The 19,736-nt window shown below is 34.0% G+C and carries 13 protein-coding genes and 1 pseudogene; 9 read left to right on the top strand and 5 right to left on the bottom strand.

Annotation, left to right across the window (positions count from 1 at the left end; translation table 11 throughout):
• Positions 1 to 5: 5 nt before the first annotated feature.
• The 6 genes and pseudogenes from FNE73_RS12345 to FNE73_RS12370 all read left to right on the top strand — a co-directional run bounded on the left by FNE73_RS12345 (position 6) and on the right by FNE73_RS12370 (position 7,928).
• On the top strand, positions 6 to 3,491 hold the full coding sequence (locus tag FNE73_RS12345) for a DUF6443 domain-containing protein (RefSeq protein WP_143884900.1): 3,486 nt from the start codon (positions 6 to 8) through the stop codon (positions 3,489 to 3,491).
• A complete protein-coding gene (locus FNE73_RS12350; RefSeq protein ID WP_143884901.1) occupies positions 3,451 to 3,975 on the top strand; it encodes a hypothetical protein in 525 nt (174 codons plus the stop codon). The genes FNE73_RS12345 and FNE73_RS12350 overlap by 41 nt, the downstream gene beginning before the upstream one ends.
• Before the next feature lie 34 nt (positions 3,976 to 4,009).
• Positions 4,010 to 4,188, top strand: a pseudogene (locus FNE73_RS17035) (RHS repeat-associated core domain-containing protein); the annotation flags it as partial.
• A 607-nt stretch (positions 4,189 to 4,795) separates the two neighbouring features.
• Positions 4,796 to 5,326 carry a hypothetical protein gene (locus tag FNE73_RS12360; protein WP_143884903.1) on the top strand — a complete coding sequence of 177 codons (531 nt, stop codon included), beginning with the start codon at positions 4,796 to 4,798 and terminating at the stop codon, positions 5,324 to 5,326.
• 317 nt (positions 5,327 to 5,643) lie between these two features.
• Positions 5,644 to 6,195: an RHS repeat domain-containing protein gene (locus tag FNE73_RS12365; protein ID WP_394366300.1), complete on the top strand. Its 552-nt coding sequence runs from the start codon at positions 5,644 to 5,646 to the stop codon at positions 6,193 to 6,195.
• A complete protein-coding gene (locus FNE73_RS12370; RefSeq protein ID WP_143884905.1) occupies positions 6,174 to 7,928 on the top strand; it encodes a discoidin domain-containing protein in 1,755 nt (584 codons plus the stop codon). The genes FNE73_RS12365 and FNE73_RS12370 overlap by 22 nt, the downstream gene beginning before the upstream one ends.
• 155 nt (positions 7,929 to 8,083) lie before the next feature.
• Here FNE73_RS12370 and FNE73_RS12375 read toward each other — a convergent pair whose 3' ends face one another.
• From FNE73_RS12375 to FNE73_RS12395, 5 genes are all read right to left on the bottom strand, one after another.
• On the bottom strand, positions 8,084 to 8,947 hold the full coding sequence (locus tag FNE73_RS12375) for an alpha/beta hydrolase (protein WP_143884906.1): 864 nt from the start codon (positions 8,945 to 8,947) through the stop codon (positions 8,084 to 8,086).
• Positions 8,948 to 9,025: 78 nt separating this feature from the next.
• Entirely contained in the window at positions 9,026 to 11,269 is a 2,244-nt protein-coding gene (locus FNE73_RS12380) for a TonB-dependent receptor domain-containing protein (protein WP_143884907.1), read from the bottom strand.
• A gap of 329 nt (positions 11,270 to 11,598) precedes the next feature.
• Entirely contained in the window at positions 11,599 to 11,790 is a 192-nt protein-coding gene (locus FNE73_RS17040) for a helix-turn-helix domain-containing protein (protein WP_143884976.1), read from the bottom strand.
• Positions 11,784 to 12,104 carry a hypothetical protein gene (locus FNE73_RS12390; protein WP_185147342.1) on the bottom strand — a complete coding sequence of 107 codons (321 nt, stop codon included), beginning with the start codon at positions 12,102 to 12,104 and terminating at the stop codon, positions 11,784 to 11,786. The genes FNE73_RS17040 and FNE73_RS12390 overlap by 7 nt, the downstream gene beginning before the upstream one ends.
• A 538-nt stretch (positions 12,105 to 12,642) precedes the next feature.
• Positions 12,643 to 13,650 carry a helix-turn-helix domain-containing protein gene (locus FNE73_RS12395; protein ID WP_143884909.1) on the bottom strand — a complete coding sequence of 336 codons (1,008 nt, stop codon included), beginning with the start codon at positions 13,648 to 13,650 and terminating at the stop codon, positions 12,643 to 12,645.
• Between the two features lie 843 nt (positions 13,651 to 14,493).
• Here FNE73_RS12395 and FNE73_RS12400 point away from each other — a divergent pair.
• The 3 genes from FNE73_RS12400 (at position 14,494) to FNE73_RS12410 (ending at position 19,187) form a co-directional block, all read left to right on the top strand.
• Entirely contained in the window at positions 14,494 to 14,853 is a 360-nt protein-coding gene (locus FNE73_RS12400; RefSeq protein WP_143884910.1) for a hypothetical protein, read from the top strand.
• Between the two features lie 56 nt (positions 14,854 to 14,909).
• Positions 14,910 to 18,563, top strand: a complete 3,654-nt coding sequence (locus FNE73_RS12405; RefSeq protein ID WP_143884911.1) for a discoidin domain-containing protein — start codon at positions 14,910 to 14,912, stop codon at positions 18,561 to 18,563.
• Between the two features lie 81 nt (positions 18,564 to 18,644).
• Positions 18,645 to 19,187: a hypothetical protein gene (locus tag FNE73_RS12410; RefSeq protein WP_143884912.1), complete on the top strand. Its 543-nt coding sequence runs from the start codon at positions 18,645 to 18,647 to the stop codon at positions 19,185 to 19,187.
• The last annotated feature ends 549 nt before the right edge of the window (positions 19,188 to 19,736 follow it).

The following is a 19,736-nucleotide window of genomic DNA, read 5'->3' on the forward strand; positions in this document are numbered from 1 at the left end:
GCACGATGAAAAAAATAATCATTCCTATAAGTACGTTGTTTGTAGCCGGGTTTTACCATGCACAAGCAACAAATACAGAGAATTATGTACAGACCAGAGTATATCTTGAGCCTGTAGCAACAAGCAGCTCCACCGCAAAACAGATACAGACCGTACAGTATATAGACGGACTCGGAAGACCAAAACAGGTAGTAAATGTAAAAGCATCCCCTTTAGGAAAAGATGTGGTAACCCATATTGAGTATGACCAGTACGGAAGACAGGTGAAAGATTTTCTTCCTGTTCCGCAGTCCAATACTTTAAATGGAGGTATTGTTCAGAGTCCGCTTGCCAATGCAACACAGCCAAACCTCTACGGCTCGGAGAAAATCTATTCAGAGAAAATCCTCGAAAGCTCTCCTCTCGACCGTCTGCTCCAGCAAAAGCAGGCAGGAAATGTATGGAACAATAAGCCTGTCGGGTTTGAGTACGATGCCAACAGCACCACCGATGCCGTTAAAAAATACGCCGTCACCACCACCTGGGAAAACGGAGCCACAAAATCCGGGCTTACTCAGACAGACAACTATGCACAGGCTCAGTTATACAAAAATACGGTGACCGATGAAGATGGCAACAAAACCATAGAATTTAAAAACAGTAAAGGTCAGGTTTTGCTGGTAAGAAAAATGCTCAATGCTATCGAAAAAGCAGATACCTATTATGTATACAATGAATTTAATCAATTAGCATGTGTCATTCCTCCTCTAGCTGCTGTTTCCGGAGCTACCGATGAGACAACATTAAACAATCTCTGCTACCAATACCGATACGACGGCGAAAACCGACTGGTAGAGAAAAAACTTCCCGGAAAAGGATGGGAATTTATGGTGTATGATAAAGCAGACAGACTCATCATGACGCAGGATGCCAATATGAGGAATACAGGCAAATGGCTCATTACAAAATATGACCAATTTGGAAGAGTGATCTATACGGGAATCATCGCAGGCGGAACAAGAGAAGGCATGCAGAATCAGGCAGGTAATCTGGTAATTACAGAGTCTAGACATGCTTCGGGTTTTGCTAAAAACGGTATGCAGATTTACTACAGTAACGGTTACTTTGTGGATATAGAAACGGTATTTTCCGTCAACTACTACGACACCTACCCTTCATACAGCTTCAACCCCGCTTTTCCTTCTACGATTTATGGAAAAACAATTTTAACGGATAATGCAGCGACATTGGGGAAAAGTACAAAAAGCCTTCCGGTAATGACTTTGGTAAAAAACATTGAAGACGATAACTGGACGAAAAACTATTCATACTACGATACCAAAGGGAGACCTATAGGAAGTTACTCCATCAACCATCTTGGAGGATACACCAAAACAGAATCTCAGCTTGATTTTGCAGGAACCGTTTTGCAGACCAAAACTTATCACAAAAGATTATCTGCTGATCCCGAGAAAGTAATCACCGAAACTTTCACTTACGATCATCAAAATCGATTGTTGACCCACAAGCATAAAATCGATAATAATACGGAAGAAATTTTAGCTCAGAACGAGTATAACGAATTGTCTCAGCTTAAAACCAAAAAGGTAGGCGGTAAGATTTTAGGAGGCGCATTGCAGACCGTAAAATACAAGTACAACATCAGAGGCTGGATGACACACATTAATGATCCTGACAATCTCGGGACTGATTTATTTGGCTATAAAATAAAATACAACCAGGTAGAAGGTCTGGTAACTCCCGATGCATCCGATACTGCTTTGCAGGTAATGCCGAGATACAACGGCAACATTGCCGAGATCGATTGGAAAACCTCTACTCAGGAAAATGAACCTCTGAAAACGTATGGCTATGTTTATGACGGACTTAACAGACTCTCGGCAGGGTTTTATCAAAATTCGATGTTTCCGTCAATGAGACAGTATTTTGAGAAAGTTACTTACGATCTCAACGGCAATATAAAGACGCTGCAGAGAACAGCAGAAACCTTTGGTCCGGTAGTAAGGCTTATTGATAATCTTACGTATGATTATTATTCTGCCAACGCAGGCAACAGGCTACGGAAGGTTACAGATGCTTCGCTGAATTCCATGGGTTATCCTTATAAAACAAATCCTGCGGACATCGGATATGATGATAACGGAAATATGTTGAATTTTAATGACAAAGGGATGTCGTCCATTCAATATAATTTTCTAAATTTACCCAAGCAGATTACTCAGAACTCTGTGGTGACTAATTACACTTACAGAGCAGACGGAGTGAAAGTGAAGAAGCTCTTTGGAACTGTGCAAACCGATTATCTGGACGGTTTTCAGTATAAATATACAGAGCCTTGGGAAGACGAGTCGGGATCTACATCTGCTGCAGAGATAAAACTGAGATTTATCCCCACTTCCGAAGGGTACTATGATGCATTATTAGGATTGTATGTTTATAATTATAATGATCATCTGGGGAATGTAAGAATAAGCTATGCAGATTCTGATCATGACGGAAATATCAGGGGAAGAGATGAGAGAATACAGGAATGTACACCTTCAGGCTATGGTTATGATATCTGTAACGAATATTTTATTCCGGGGGAGATTGTTGCCAACAACACCTATTATCCTTTTGGAATGCTGTTTGATCATAATGTTCAGGCTAATAATGCAAATGCTTATAAATATAAGTACAACGGTAAAGAACTTCAAGAGACAGGAATGTATGACTACGGTGCGAGGTTTTATATGCCGGATATTGGGAGATGGGGTGTCGTAGATCCGTTGGCGGAGAAGTATACAAGAATGTCTCCGTATACTTATGTTGGAAATAATCCTTCTATGTTTGTTGATTATGATGGTAGAGATTTCGGGATGTATATTGATTTTAAAGCAGGTACAATTACGATAAAAGCAACGTATTATGCTGTTAAAGCCGATATGAAATCAGCAAATGGAGCTGTACAACTTTGGAATGATAAAAGTGGTAAATATAACTATACATATAAAGATGCTGATGGAAAAAAGGTTTCTCTGAAAATAAAATTTGAATTACAAACGTCTGAAGTAATACCCAAAAAGGATCAAACAGTCAAACAAGCTGTTGAAAATGCTGTATGGAATGATTCATCTGGAGAAGGCAATTCTTACAGAACAGCAACAGACGACAGTTTTAATGACGGAATAATGGGAGTTGCAGGATTAGGCAAATATGTAAGAATAAGAGATTCTGAATCTGATTCTGCAACAGGTACAGGAGGTCATGAAGTAGGGCATACCTTGAATGTAAGCCACAAAAATAGAGAAATAATGGGGAGTTCAGACTCTACAACTATTAATTCAAATCATGTAAAAGAAATATTAGATGTTATTGGAAGTACTCCAGATAATCCTACTAAATCAAATTCGACACAGCCTAAAGCAACGATACATATACAGAATAATAACTTAAAAACAGATCAAAATTATGAAAATTTCAGAAATGGTAAGATTAAGGCTGCTAATTAGTTTCTTTCTACTTGTATGTATTCTAATTGTTAAGGCTCAGGAGATAAAAAGTTTTTATTTTGTTCAGGATAAAATAAAAATAGATAACGCCGTAGTTGTTTCAGTAAAAGGGAGTTATCATTTATTTCTTGTTTCAGAAAAGGATATTTCTAAAAATATTAATATAGAAAAGTTAATTTTAGAAGGAAAAATATATTTATTTAATGATAATACTTTATTTCAAGATATTATTCCTATGGAGAAAAGAAAACTATTAGGAAGTTGTCCAGAATTATCTCGAAAATATACTATAAAGAATAGATATACAATTTTTAAACTTCCTAAAGATATCACTTATTTTTATTTTGGTTTTACAACATTAAAAGAATATGACAACAGAACTAATAATTCTGAAGAAAGAAGTTATTTTAAAAATAATCAAAACCAGTTTTATCCTATCGTTTTTCCAATATGTGAAAATCCAAATTTTATAGAAGATTTTTAATTTTGAATTATAAAGATAGTGTGCTTACAAAAACTATAAGTACAATGGTAAAGAGTTGCAGGAGACGGGATGTATGATTACGGAGCAAGGTTCTATATGCCGGATATTGGGAGATGGGGAGTTGTAGATCCGCTGGCGGAGAAAACAAGAAGATGGACACCGTATGTATATGCAGCTGATAATCCGATTAGGTTCATTGATCCTGATGGGAGAACATGGGGAGATCCTAAAGATCAAGAAAAGTTATTAAGAAATGTTAATAGAAGAATTGACGAATTAAATAAAAGTAATACAAAAATAGAATCTCAAATTAACAAAGGTGGACTAAGTGAAAATAAAGTAAAATCTCTGAACGCAGAATTGTCCGAGAATAATAAAAAGATTGGATATATGAATCAATCGTTAAAGGATATTAACACTATTGCAGATGCTAAAGAAACATATTTATCTAAGCCTACTCAAGGAGACGGCACTCATGGTGTGCTTAAAAAACAAGATTCAGAAGGAAAGGAAAGAATTTTGATCGAGGGTGATGGAATTACTCTTAGTTTACATGAAATTAGACACGTAGGACAAAGCTTTGAAGCAGGCGGAATGAAGTTTAATAAAAAAGGACAGTTATTAAATGCTGCAAAAACCGTTAATGGAAGTGTTGATATGAAGCAAGCAAGAATGAATGAAGTAGAAGCTTACAAAGTTGGACATTCATATGAACAAGGTAGTTATCCTGGGAGTGCTAATTCTTTAGATGATATAAATGAACAGTCTCTTATTAATATTTCAACCAGCTCATCATACATTTACGAAAAAGGCAAATAAAATGAAAAATATCATTCAATTTTTATTCTTAATCATAACATTATTATCTTGTAAGCCGGTAATTTCTATTAACAAAGATACAAATTCTCTTATTGGAAGCTATAAGCTAAAAAATGGAAATAAGACTTATCAAGCACTATCAGAAAAAAATTATGATAAAATAATATTAAATAAAGATAGTTCCTATCATCTTTATCACGCACAAGCCAGTTTTTCTCCAGCTATAGAGCAATGTGATCTTGCTTCAAAAGGAAAATGGTTACAAATTAGTGAAAATGTTATTAGTTTAGTAAGTGAAGATAATTTTTTGAAACAGGATGGATTTAAATATGAATTAAAAGAAGAGAAAAGATACTCACAGGACAGCATTTACCTTAAGGTTGAGTTTCCAACAGAGTATCGACCAGTTGATTTTACATTTACTTTTAATGATAGTCGCCGCTATACGACAGATAAACAATACATATCTTTACCTAAAAAGGAATATTTGCAATTAGATTTTTCAACTGAAAATTCAATAGATTTTCATTAAATGCTAAAATTTCAGGAACTAAAACTTACAAAGCTAGAATATTGTTTGATATTTTTAATAAAAAAATAGATACCAATAAAAATAATTATTTTACAATTAAACTACCCTATTTTGACCAGTGTTTTTTTGAGTTTGAGCCATACGACAATAGCTATATATATATTAAAGATTCTAATACCCTGCAATGGCAAGGAGTAGAATGGATAAAGGAATAGGAATAGATTTTCAGCTATTTTAATGAAGTAATAAGTAACCTTGTATTTTATGAGGTTACTTATAACTACAAGTACAACGGTAAGGAACTCCAAGAGACCGGCATGTATGATTACGGCGCAAGATTTTATATGCCGGATATCGGTAGATGGGGTGTGATTGACAACAAAGCTAAAAAATACTCGTTGATGTCTCCATATACTTATGCAGGAAATAATCCTATTGCGTTTATAGATCCAGATGGAAATGAATTAATTCTTTCGTTTGCTACTGCTACCGCAGAACAATCATATAAAGATTTAGTTAAAAATACACTCGATGGAAAGTACGAAGCTGTCTACACTCAAATTACAGGAACAACTAACAATTTTTCCGCAGATATCCTTAAAATGTTTTTGAAAAAGAAAGTTTCAATAAGTTTTAGGATAATGTTTTTCTTCGGTGTCAAGTTCGTTGGTAAGCTTAATTTGTTTCCACTACGTGTCTCATCCTCGCACCGCAAATCCTTTTGTATGGCAAATAATAAAAGACTCATCGTAGATACAGTAGGTCTAATTATACAAAATTTCACATTCATAAAAACAACATTCATCAAAAAAGTTAACTACTTTTGTGATGAATGTAAAATAGACAGATGCAGAAATATACTTTTTTAGTTGCCGTTTTTTTAGGATTAATGGTCAATGCACAGCAAAAAACCTATTGTAATCCTATCAATATTGATTATGGCTATACGCCTTTTGAAGTTTTTTCAAAACAGGGAAAACACCGCGCAACAGCAGATCCGGTAATTGTAAATTTCAAAAAAAAGCTTTTTCTTTTTTCAACCAATCAGGAAGGATACTGGCATAGCGATAATATGCTCGACTGGAAGTTTGTGAAAAGAAAATTTTTGAGAGACAACAAATATACACACGACCTCAACGCTCCCGCAGTCTGGGCAATGAAAGATACTTTATACGTTTATGGTTCAACGTGGGAATCAGATTTTCCGATCTGGAAATCTACCAATCCTACTGTGGACGACTGGAAAATTGCAGTAGATACTTTGAAAGTCGGAGCATGGGATCCTGCTTTCCATTATGATGAAGACAAAAATAAACTCTATCTTTATTGGGGATCCAGCAATGAATGGCCGCTTTTGGGAACAGAGGTTAAAGTAAAAACTTTGCAGTCTGAAGGTTATGTAAAGCCAATTTTAAGATTGAAACCGGAAGATCACGGATGGGAAAGATTTGGCGAATACAACGACAATGTTTTCCTGCAGCCTTTTGTGGAAGGAGCATGGGTAACCAAGTACAAAGACAAATATTATATGCAGTATGGTGCTCCTGCAACGGAATTCAGCGGTTATTCGGACGGAGTTTATGTTTCCAAAAATCCTTTGGAAGGCTATGAATATCAACAGCACAATCCTTTTTCTTATAAGCCGGGAGGTTTCGCAAGAGGAGCAGGACACGGAGCGACATTTGAGGATAATTTTAAAAACTGGTGGCACGTTTCAACTATTTTTATTTCCACTAAAAATAATTTTGAAAGACGTTTGGGAATATGGCCTGCAGGTTTTGACAAAGATGATGTAATGTACACCAACACTGCTTATGGCGATTATCCTACTCTTCTTCCGGAATTTGCTCAGGGAAAAGATTTCTCGAAAGGGCTTTTTACAGGGTGGATGCTGCTCAATTACAATAAGCCGGTTCAGGTTTCATCAACTTTAGGCGGTTACCACTCCAATTTTGCGGTGGATGAAGATATTAAAACTTATTGGAGCGCAAAAACAGGAAATTCCGGAGAGTGGTTTCAGACAGATTTAGGTGAAGTTTCTACCATCAATGCCATTCAGATCAATTATGCCGATCAGGACGCAGAATTTATGGGAAAAACGGAAGGAAAAATGCACCAGTACAAAATCTGGGGTTCCAATGACGGAAAAAAATGGAAAATTATTGTTGATAAAAGCAAAAATACCAAAGATGTTCCGCATGATTATGTAGAACTGGAAAAACCTGCCGAAGCAAGATATTTAAAAATGGAAAACCTGAAAATGCCTACCGGAAAATTTGCATTAAGCGGTTTCAGAATATTTGGAAAAGGAAAAGGTACAAAACCTTCCAAAGTTCAGAATTTTGTTCCGCTAAGAGCTGATCCTAAAAAATATGGCGAACGAAGAAGCATCTGGATGAAATGGCAACAGAATTCTGATGCAGACGGATATGTAATTTATTGGGGAAAATCTCCTGATAAATTATACGGAAGCATTATGGTTTACGGTAAAAATGAATATTTTTTCACCGGAGCCGACAGGGTAGATTCATACTATTTTCAGATCGAAGCTTTCAATGCCAACGGAATTTCTGAGAGATCGGAAGTGATGAAATCTGAATAGTTTTTTTGAAAAATTAATATTTAATGCTATTAAGATAAGATTAAAGGCAATTTATAGTTGCTAGTAAATTTTTAATCTTATAAATTTTCGAACTCACATTAATAATTTAAATTAAGAATAGTGTTATTACGCCTTGAAAAGTTTTCAAGGCGTTCTTATTTGATGTTTGCAAGAAAAATATCAATTCTATCAATTAAGAATGAAGTATTTTTTTCATTTTCCCAATCGAGATGACCACCGGAAAATTCGAAAGACTGATTGTAAACTTTATTTTTGTTTAAAACCGAATCCAAAACAGTTTTTTGTGATAATGGAATTATTTGATCACGGTTTCCATAAAATGAAATTGTTGGCGGCGACTTTTCACTAATCCAAAAGATCGGGTTGGGAATATCTTTGTTCGTTAAATCTTTTGGAACAGACGCAGATAAATCAATCATCCTGTTTTTAACAAAATAATAATCGGGATAAGCTTCAAAATTTTTATCATACAAATCAGAAGGCCCAACAATATTAACAATTGCTTTTATTGAATAGTATTTTTTAGGATACATAAAATCGTTATAACCGTACAGCATTGAAAGATGTGCTCCTGCGCTATTGCCAAGTAAAATAAAGTCAGGATTTATCTTTAATATTCTGCATTTTTCAGTTAAAAGACTGATTGAATGTTGAATATCATCAGTTTGATTGGGCAAAATAAAGGTATTATTGTTTGCCAATCTGTAATTGATATTCGCAAAAGCATAATCGGGAAATTTTCGCATCAGTGAATACATGAAAAAATTAAGTTGAGATTTATTTCCTGCTTTCCAGCCTCCACCGTGAACGATGACGAAAATACCTTTTACAGAGTCTTTAGTCAAAGGAAAATACCAGTCTAATTTTTGCAAAGAATTATCTCCGTAGGAAATATTTGTCTCTTTGTTGAAAATAATATTATTTCCGAGATCAAAATCTTTCTTTTTGCATGAAAAAGATATAAGGATTATAAATGCAAGCTTCAACAAGTTATTCATTATAATAAAGATAAAAAAACCTGCCGGTTTCCCGACAGGTTACGATACAAAATAAATATATATGAAAAATGATTGTTTTTATCTTGTTCTGCTTTTGATTGCATCTGAAGCACCTTCAATGTCTCTCACTTTTTTCACTTTCTGATTTCCAAAGTTGTAAGTAATGCTGAATGTTCCGCCTCTGTTGTATCTGTTCTGGTGAATGTAATTGTAATTTCCGTTAGCCTGAATATCTTCTATTTCTACAATATTGGTATTGAGAATATCCGTCAGATTCAGCGCAAAAGTCCAGTCATTCCAGTTTTTCTTGATGCTCACATCCAGACTCATTAAGTTTTTAAGCAAACCCAGCTCAATTTGCTGCTGATCTACAAAGAAATAATTAACTCCCAAAAACCAGGTTTTCTTTTTATCCAGACGAAGTGTATTGTTCGACTGAATCACAAGACTTGAAGAGCTTCTGTTATTGACATACGTATCGAAAACCTCACCCGTCGTAGGATCTGTATTGAGTGTTCCGTTGTTGATGTTATGCTGCATCCCGATATTAAAGTTCATCGTAAGATATTGCTTGAAAAAAGTTTTCTGCATTCCCAGCATGGCAGACATCTCTTGTCTGTCTCCGAAATTGGTTCTGATATAAGCAAGCTGTCTGTAAGTAACACCGTCTCTTACAATATCTCTCTGAAGCGGAACCTGTGTGATTACATCTTTCAGGTAAGAATGATTCAAAATCAGGAAGTAAGAGTTTTTAAACATATAAGTGAGTTCCTGGTTATATGTAGAAGAAGCTTTTACAAAAGGATTATTCTGGGTGTAATTATCCTGCGTCAGAATATTTTTTACCGGATTCAGTTCCCAAAAACTCGGTCTTCTCATTCTGCTGGAAAATGCATAAGAAATATTATTTTTATCGTTGATCGCATAATTAAAGCTTAGATATGGTAAAAGATTATTATAATTCCGTTCAAATTCCTGCATCGGCACATTCGGGACTTCAGAAGTTCCCATACTTCTCGTAATTTCATATCTTGACCCAACTTTACCTGATAGTTTATCAGAAAATTTCTTTTCAAAGGTAAGATAAGCTCCGTAAATCTTTTCGTCATAAATGAAATGGTTGAAATCTGGTCTTTCATTGATTAAGCTTCCGTCTTTATAATAATTAAAAAAGTTTTTAGTATCATTATCTGTTTTTGTCATGTTGAAATTACCCCCTACGGAAACAGTAAAATCATTTTTAAACTTTTTGATGTAATCAGCCATTCCCGAAAAATTATTAATGATCTGCGGAATTTCCTGCAATACCTGTTGGCGAAAAACAGTAAAATTATTGTTCTCATCCAGTCCCAATGTTCTGTTGTCTGCATTCTGAAATCTTTTATAATTAAGATAAGCTGCGTTTAAATTTAATTTACTTCCCAACGAATCTGTTTTGAGTTCGTAATTCAGATTCACAGAATTATTATAAGATCTTGCATTTTCAATATTTCTTGAATTGGTGAGTTCCCGACTATTCAAAACACCGTTTTCGTCGAACATGGTAAGTGTATTGATAAGATTTACACTAGAATTGTAGCTTCTGTTTGCCCAGGTGTTCCATGAAAGTGCAAGATTGCTATTGTCATTCAATTGATAATCAAGATTGAGATATCCTCCAAGATTTTTGTTAGGATCATCAATATCTCCCACAGATTCGTTTTGAATCATACTCGTTCCGTTTTTCAATGTATATCGCTGCGGCTGAATATTGTCGCCGCCATTCAGATTGGCACTGATTCCCAATTTATCTTTTCTGTAATTGGCTGAAAAGCTTGCAGAACTTCCGTTGTATTTATTCTGTGTATTTGCCATTCTCATGTTTCCGTTCAGCCCGTCTCCCATTTTCTTTTTAAGAATGATATTGATGATTCCGTCGGAAGATTCTACCTGAAATTCACTTCCCGGTACTGTAATTACCTCAATTTTCTGGATATTTTCAGCAGGCATATTTTTCAGAAACTGCGTAAGAGATTCTGCATCCATATTAGATTTTCTGCCATTGATGTAGATAAGCGCATTATTTTTTCCTGCGATCTTTAACGTTTTATCATCTGTTGTAGATAAAAGAGGAGTTTGTCTTAAAAGATCAAAAGTAGTATTGCCTTTGGTTACAGGAGAAGCGGCTACATCATATACAAAACGGTCACTCTGTTTTTTGAATACCTGCTTTTTGATAACGACTTCTTCTATCTTTTTTGTTTCTAAACTATCAGTTTTTTTCTCCTGAGCAAAAGTAAATCCGGTAAAGAAAATGGCTGCTATGAGTAATTGAGTTTTCATATATGTAGATTTTTTGTTTTTAAATTTTCCTGAAAAAGACTTGCTTACTAACGTACAATCATCAGAAGCTTGTATTTGTTATTAATTTACATTGCAAAGATATATTATTTTTTTAGTATCATGCAATGCAAAGTAGTAAAAATGTTTTAGCCCGCCTTTTAGTTAGTTGATTAACAGTAATTTATTTTTAAATTAAATTTTTACCTCTTTACATAATTAGACAACTGAACTAGCAATTTTGTTACAGATAAATATAAAAAATATTTTAGACAGATGAATTTCAGGGAAAATCTGAAGGAAGTAAAAACTCAAAATCACAAAAAACCATATCACAATTTAGGATTCTTTAAACTTTCAATAAATTCTGAAGGGGTAACTCCTGAATGCTCTTTGAAAATTCTGTTGAATGTCGATTGTTGAGAAAATCCGGCATTTTTGTAAATATGCTCTATTGTAAATCTTTGATGCGCATCTGCATTAAGATCTTGTAAAACCTGATTGATTCTATATTCGTTTACCAGCTGATTAAACTTTTTTTGCCTATCTTATTAAGTGCTATTGATATATAAGAAGTATTTGAGTTTAAAATCTCTGCTAATTGTTTGTTATTGAATTGTGGGTTTTGATAAGGCTTCTCTTTTTCAAAATAAGAAATAATTTCTGTATATAATTTTTGAAATTTTGTATTTTCAGAAACACTTGAATCAAATTCTGTTATTGCTTGCAAATTTTTATTATCAAAAACTAAAGATTGAGTTTCAATTTGACTCTTTTTACTAAGTTTTAATTCTAATATTTTCTTATAATAATAAAGCATGAAAAATACAAGATACATAACAACAATGATATTCAAATATTCCTGATACCTAAGAATCTGCTGTTTGTTGGTGAAAAAATTTTGAAAACTATTGAACCCGAAATAAAGGGAAAAATGAGGTAGATAAAAACAAAGAGTAATTATAAAAATACTTAAAAAAATAGTTTTACTTATATCATAAATAATAAGAGAAAAAAGAATTAGAGGTAAATAAAACAAAAAAATATTTTCGGAAATAAGACATAATAATAGTCCCATGTAAGTAATAAAAGAAAATATCAGCACAAAAAAAACAGAGAAAACTGCGCTAAAATTAAAGCTGGCTTTAGACAAAATGTAATATGTATACAAGCTTACAAAAAAACCTACATAAAAAAAATTTTGATTTATAACACAAATATTGAGATTAAAATACTGTGTAACATGATAAATAATAATATAAAGCAAAAAATGCCTGCAAATGAGAGTAAAAAAAATTTAGCAAATTCTTTTTTAACAACTTCAATTCTAAAATCTATATCACTCATATTAAATCAAATAAATATTGAATCCGATTTCAAAGATTTTCTATATACTCAGAAGGTGTAGTTCCGGTATGTTGCTTAAATATTCTGTTGAATGTCGATTGTTGAGAAAATCCAGCGCTTTTATAAATATGCTCTATTGTAAATCTGTGGTGCTCGTCTGCGGTTAAGTCTTCTAAAACATGATTAATTCTATATTCATTTACCAGCTGATTAAATTTTTTTTTGCCGATTCTGTTAATTGCCGCAGAAACATACGTTGTGTTGGAATTTAGTAAATCTGCAAGTTGCTTTATTCCGAAAGCTGGATTTTGATAGGCTTTTTTTTCTTCAAGAATATTAATGGCTTTTCTGTATAAATCATCCAGCTTGTCATCCTGTTCCTGAAATTCACGGTCACCCTGCAAAGAAACTAAAGTTACTTCGTCTTTTGTTGTTTCTAATTTGTTTTCCGGAATAAGTCGGCTTAATTGTAATCTGTTTTTTATTTCTATAAATTTCATCATATAGTAGATGATAAAAAAGGTGTAAAAAACGGAAATCACTACTGCCATATATTCCTGCATTTTTAAAGCTGCCTCATGCTTCATATATTCATTCTTATCTAAAGCAATTCCAAAATAATTAGCAATTTTCTGCATGAAAAAACAAAGAACAAGCAGAAAGAAAGCAAAGAAAACAGTTCTTTTGAAAGAATAAAGCATTAAAAAAAGTGCTGTGACGGGAAAGTAATAAATATAAACAGTCTCTGAGATATTGCATAGCAAAAGACCAAGATAAGTAAACAAAATAAACAATAAAATAATAACCGCACTAAACACAACCTTAAAGTTGTATTGCCCCTTGTGAAGCAGAAAACCTGTATAGGCAACCAAAAAAAATAATGCGACAAAAAACCATACAGGAACTACATAAAGTTTATAATCCATATAATCTGCAAATGCACTGGCAATAGCATTAAATGCCATTATAAACAATACCGAGTAGAAGAAATAGCGGCTAAACTCCTTTTTTTTTGCTTTAAACTCATTAATCTCCATAACTATTTGTGTTTTAAAACAAAACGTGAACTAACTCTCGAATGCATCAGGAGGTTCTGGTAAACCATAGGGAAACAACAAGAGCAGTCCACGCAAAAAGGTGACCGTTACTTCCTGTTCTTCTCCCTATATATTTTTAGAATGTACCAGATTCCTGATGGAGAATAGTAAGTTACGTTATTTGTTCAATAAAGCAGATAAAAAATATTGGCTTTATCAGATTTATTACATTTTTTAAAGACCACAAATATATAATACTTTTCAGAGCAAACAAATGACAAATTGAATAAAATAAAACAAAAAAGCAATAAGCTAAATCGTAAAATATAAGTTAAAACAAAAATTTACACTCCTTTAAAATTACCTTGCATAGAGCAAAAATCAACAATAGAACAAGCTAATTCAAAATTTAGCTGTACTTGGAAAAGAAACTTTTTACAAAAAAAACAAACTTTGCTGTCGAAAAATAAGACAAGAAAATAATAATTCGCACCTAGAAATAATAAATATTTTTTTGCGCAAATGATGAAAAAAAATATAAAATACAAACTGACTGCATTTATCTGAAAAGAAAAAGAACAGTTTAGAAAACCATGATGAAAAAAAACAAGAAAAGAAAAACCACTTCTTTATACCTCAACAATTATTGCTGTTGGATGGTGTTTTTTTTACAGTTTTCAGTTTTCATCTTCGGATCTGCACCCGAAACAAATATTTCATTAAAAGAAAATAATTCTGTCACAATTATAAATAGTTCAGCAGATATTTATACAACAGGCAATGTTTTCATCTATCAATCTGATTCTGATTCTCATATAAAAAAAAGGAGTAAATCTGTAGGTATTGAAAAAAAAAAAAAATGTAAAAAAGGGAAAAATATTTAATGTAAAAACAAATTTAGCAGTTACCAAAACATTGAAAGTAAATCCGCAAAAATGGAAAACTGCGCCCTTTCATAAATCATCTATTTTCCTGCATCATTACACTAAAAAAAATTTTATACAAGGAAGTTCTGATAAAACTTTATATGCGAAAACTGACAATGAACAACTCCGCTTATCAAATGTTTGCACAAATAAAAAAAAGCTTTTAAAAAAGTTTTCAGAAAGCCTGTGCAGATATTTGCAAAACAATCACTTCGTACGTCCGCCCCCCCCAATTATCCTATCCTTTGACAATAGACCAATCTTTTTAAATATTTAAAAAAGCATAACAAACTGTAAGCTACCTACAGTAATAGAAACTATTAAAATAAATACATGAAAAAAAAATTATTAATTTTGATGGTGACTGTATCACTTTTTTTTAGTGAACAGATCAATGCACAATGTGCACCATCAAGCAGTGTAACCACAACTATTACCACAAGCCCCAATACCTGCGCAGGAAACGGCAGCATTACTGCTACCTTTAGCAGTGCTGTAAATACCACAATACAACTCTTCAAAGGAGGAAATATACAACAGTCCGTTGCAAATCCTACAAGCCCTTATAAATTCAGTAATTTACAGCCAGGCAACGACTACGAAGTAAGAACCATCTGCTCAGAAAACAATAGCATTGTATATTCATCAAATACCAATATAACAGTAGCAGAAAACTATACTCCGATTGCTGATGCCGGCATTACGCAATCTAATGTTTGTACCAATTTTACAAAAGGAGGAACATTTACTGTGAATAATGTAACGGGAGGAACTGCTCCTTACCAATACTCTGTGATTTTAAATAATAATCCGGGATATTCGGATGCATTAAGTAATTATTCTACGAATAATATCATTTCAGTAACAGAATTTGGTACATATCAAATCAGAATAAAAGACAACTGCGGTAATACAAAAACTTTTACAAGAACTTTATCTTCCTCTTTACCGGCATTTAATTTTTACTTTAAACCAAGAAAAGTTTGTGATGATGGCACTGGCATCCCGAAAATTGAAGCCGATCTTTGGTATGCATCTACTCCATCTCCTTCAACAGTAATTCCTCCAGCATCTTTTTTACCTTTGGGAATAAAATTATTGATAAGAGATACCAATGCTTCCGGAGCTATTTTGTATAATGGCTCTTACACAGGTACCCCTTTCACGATGATAAAAAGCCCTTCAGGAACTTATCATATCACAACAACCAATTCTTGCGGACTAACTTCTTCGTTTGCAATCAATTACTCAAGCACAATCTATCCTGAAGTTTTAGATATTATCCCAATTATTAGATCACAAGGCTGTGGTGCGTCTGAAACTATGAGGATATCTTCAAACTCGGCTCTGGACTATTTTTGGACTTTTCCTATAAATGTAACCGTAAGAAATTCATCGAACGCGGTTGTCTATAATACTAATTATACAACAACAACCGGAAGCTGGATTACACCTTCGTTACCTGTAGGAAACTATACTGTAACCTACACAGATGCTTGTGGAGAGACCAGAACAACTAATGTAAACAACCCTACTACAAATGGAGCACCCGCTTTCTCTATTTTTGAATATCGGTCTTATGAATGTGCTACAATTCCGCCACTTACCCAAAATGGTACCACACAAGTAGCAGTACAAATTAATGGCTATCTTCCAGATGTAAATAATGCTGTAGTAACAATTCTATCAGGACCATCGAATGTGGGTGTAAATGCTAGTTTATTAAACGGACAGTACTATGGCTGGTCTAATATGCTTCCTGGAAATTACACCGCCAGTTATACTGCTTGTGGCAATACTTATACTGGAAATTTTACGGTGGCTCCGAATCCTGCTAATCTATTAAATCAAAGCTTAACTTCCAATGCAACTTCATTTTGTACAGGAGGAGGTTCTATTACTTCAAACAAAATTTACAACGGATCATATAACGCTGTTGTAGAGCTTATAAATAATACAGGTACAATTATTGACAGTAACTTTACTGGAAATTTCAACAATATTCCGGCTGGAACTTACACCACACGAATGAAAATTGATTATTGTAATGGCGCTGGATTTTATTATGTTACCGGAAGTACTGTCACGATTACAAACTCCTCTACCGGTCCTTCAATTTCATCAGCAGTAGGTATTATCTGTGAAGATGCTTCAGGAAATCCACTAACAGCAGGAACTGCATATGTAGACATCAATGGTGTAGCTCCTTTTACTCTGCAATACAGACCGCAGGGAAGCAGCACATGGACTACCATCAACAATGCCCCGGTAAGCAATACACTGAATGGGCTTTCTGCCAATACTTTATATGAGCTTTTATTAACAGATGGATGTGGTGGTTCTGTAAATTCCACAGTTCAGGTAAGAACAATGAACAATACAATCTCTGTAACCAATGTTGCACAGCCTTGTAATAATGCTTCTTATGACCTTTCGGTTCCTAATTTTACTGATGCAGTATACGAATGGAAAAATCCGAGCGGAACAGTAGTCTCCAATACAAGAATATACAGTATTGCCAATTACAATACCAGCTACAACGGAACATACGTTTGCAAGATTACCTGGAGTAACTGTATAACCAGATACATCTATGTAACATTAAACAGTACCAATTGCGGACAGCCTGTAACTCCGGCGTGTACATCTGAGACTTCAATGCTCAACTCTTCTTCGGTAGTTTCTATTGCAAGCAGTGGCTCTGGTGCTCAATTTGTAACAGATAATGATGTAACAGGAGCTAACTATTGGGAAACAAATGGCACCAATAATCAAATTACCATAGATTATGGCAAAAACTATACTTTGAATGGTTTCACGTATTACCCATCTACCAGTGGAAGTAAAGTATTGAATTACACTATACAGGTAAGTACAGACAACGCAAACTTTACAGATGTGGCAACCGGTACATTTCCTAACTATAATACAACCTCTCATTTACAGGCAAAAGGAACACCAAGCACTATCAGATTTGCATCACCCGTGAATGCTAGATACCTAAGAATGATTGTTCCGGATAGTGGAAAAAGAGTTGCAGAAATCATCCCGATTGTTTGTAACCAAACTCCGATTTCTGTTAGCTGCAGTACAGTACCTTTAATCAGCAGCGGTACCAATACAACTGCGACAGGAAAAAAAGAAGTAAGAAATTTAGACAATAACTGGACAGTAACTCAATTTAACGGTGGAACTGCAAACCCAGCTACAAGTACATTTAACTACAATAGTATCACCAATTCTGTGTTTTATCCTGCGGTGGTTGTAGGACGTGCAGTAATCACTCCCGGAAACCCAAACAGCACTTGGGCAACCAGTCCTTACGGAAATGCAGAATGGATTTCTGCCACCCAAAATGGTATGGATATCAACGGAACAGATGTAACCACACCTCCAAGTGGACAGGCAAACACTTATTTTTATAAATTCAAATTTAATATTTCTGATCCTTTGCTGGTATCGTCACTGAAACTAAGGTTAGATTATTATGCCGATAATCAGATTGTAAGAGTCTATGTAAACGGTATTGATCAGAATATCAGCACCTCAGATCCTCTTAGCTATGCCAACGGGCACGAAAAATCTGCATTATTAGACAAAAACTTTCAGACAGGAACCAATGAAATTGTTGTACAGACGTTTTCTACACCTCATTTTGCTGGTTTGCTCGTACAAGGTATACCGTCTTGCTACTGCCTGAAAGATCCGATGACAACCGGAACCGGTATTGATACTAAACACGGTATTACTTTGCTGAAAAGAGCGGGTGCAGAAAATGGAAATTGGCCAATGATAAGAAAATCTGCCTATACTGTTTTAGAATCAAATTCAAAAGGTTTTGTACCTACTAGAATGACCACAGATGGCTTATCAAACATTACAAACCCTGTGGAAGGAATGATGGTTTTTGATACCACTGCTAAATGTCTTAAAATCTATGACGGAACAGCGTGGAAATGTTTCATAACTCCAACTTGTCCGCAATAAATCAAACAAAAAAAAACCTAGCAGGTTTGTATATCTGTTAGGTTAATTATAAAATTTCAAAAAACACAAAAAATCAAATATATGAATGCACTTAGAAAGCTAGTTTTAATCATAACAATGATTCAATTTTCTCCTTCCTTTTCTCAGGTAATTATCGGAGATGCTACAGGTACAGCACCTGCCAATCAAAAACAATCTGTTTTACTGGAATTTGCAGATACAAACAATAAAGGAATTATAATGCCGTATGTGAGAACACTACCTGCAAATCCTGCTCCGGGAACAATTCTTTTAGATGCAAGTGTTCCAACTTCTGCTGCGATGAAGTTCTACGACGGAACCGAATGGAAAGCTCTAAGTGGAAAAGCAGATGTTACTTCTTCGCTTACAGATCAGCCAACAATAACGGAAGAACCTAATTCTAAAGCAATTATCGGAAATAATACCAGTTCAGCAGATGGAGTTCTCGTTTTAGAATCTACTACAAAAGCAATGATTCTTCCTATCGTAACAGATGTACAAAATATTGTTGATCCCAGCCCGGGAATGATCGTATATGTAAAAGGAACTCAAAAATATCTTGCAGCATACGATGGTAATAAATGGGCATTTTGGATTCCTTAATAATATTATTGTATTTACCTCTGGTGTATAATCGTTATGTTGTACAATATTCAAAACCAGAGGTAAATTATCTTTACTCTGACTACATTCACCTAAAAATTAGAAGGCATTAAAAATACACAAAGATGAAAATAAACAATAAAAAAATAATAAAAAGCAGAATTAAAATCATTTGTTTTGTCCTGTTAATTTCGGTACTTATTTGTATTTCTCTATTTTACAGTCTAATAATTAGCCACAAACAAGGATATTCCTTTTGGATAATAGGTTTCCTTGGTATTTGCTTCTTTTATAATCTGAAAATTTTACTGGCATTAAAATATTTCGATTATGAGCATTCCGGAGAAGTAATTTCTATAAAGCACTATTATACCTGGCAAAAAGGAATAGTCAGACCCAAAGTTGAACTCCCAAAATACCAGCTGGAATCATTTGAGATTAGAAAAAACAGGAATGTATATAAACTTTGCCTCTATATTAAGGGAAGCAAAGGCAGAACAATACCTTTTTATTGTAATTCGATTAATCTAACAGAAGAACAAATAAAAA

This window comes from Chryseobacterium binzhouense, assembly GCF_007474545.1.
Lineage (GTDB): Bacteria > Bacteroidota > Bacteroidia > Flavobacteriales > Weeksellaceae > Chryseobacterium > Chryseobacterium binzhouense.

Excerpts from the sequence above, each read along its gene's own strand:
- FNE73_RS12345 (WP_143884900.1), top strand. The coding sequence starts at position 6 with ATGAAAAAAATAATCATTCCTATAAGTACGTTGTTTGTAGCCGGGTTT.
- FNE73_RS12350 (WP_143884901.1), top strand. The coding sequence starts at position 3,451 with ATGAAAATTTCAGAAATGGTAAGATTAAGGCTGCTAATTAGTTTCTTT.
- FNE73_RS12360 (WP_143884903.1), top strand. The coding sequence starts at position 4,796 with ATGAAAAATATCATTCAATTTTTATTCTTAATCATAACATTATTATCT.
- FNE73_RS12365 (WP_394366300.1), top strand. The coding sequence starts at position 5,644 with ATGTATGATTACGGCGCAAGATTTTATATGCCGGATATCGGTAGATGG.
- FNE73_RS12370 (WP_143884905.1), top strand. The coding sequence starts at position 6,174 with ATGCAGAAATATACTTTTTTAGTTGCCGTTTTTTTAGGATTAATGGTC.
- FNE73_RS12375 (WP_143884906.1), bottom strand. The coding sequence starts at position 8,947 with ATGAATAACTTGTTGAAGCTTGCATTTATAATCCTTATATCTTTTTCA.
- FNE73_RS12380 (WP_143884907.1), bottom strand. The coding sequence starts at position 11,269 with ATGAAAACTCAATTACTCATAGCAGCCATTTTCTTTACCGGATTTACT.
- FNE73_RS12390 (WP_185147342.1), bottom strand. The coding sequence starts at position 12,104 with ATGTATCTTGTATTTTTCATGCTTTATTATTATAAGAAAATATTAGAA.
- FNE73_RS12395 (WP_143884909.1), bottom strand. The coding sequence starts at position 13,650 with ATGGAGATTAATGAGTTTAAAGCAAAAAAAAAGGAGTTTAGCCGCTAT.
- FNE73_RS12405 (WP_143884911.1), top strand. The coding sequence starts at position 14,910 with ATGAAAAAAAAATTATTAATTTTGATGGTGACTGTATCACTTTTTTTT.
- FNE73_RS12410 (WP_143884912.1), top strand. The coding sequence starts at position 18,645 with ATGAATGCACTTAGAAAGCTAGTTTTAATCATAACAATGATTCAATTT.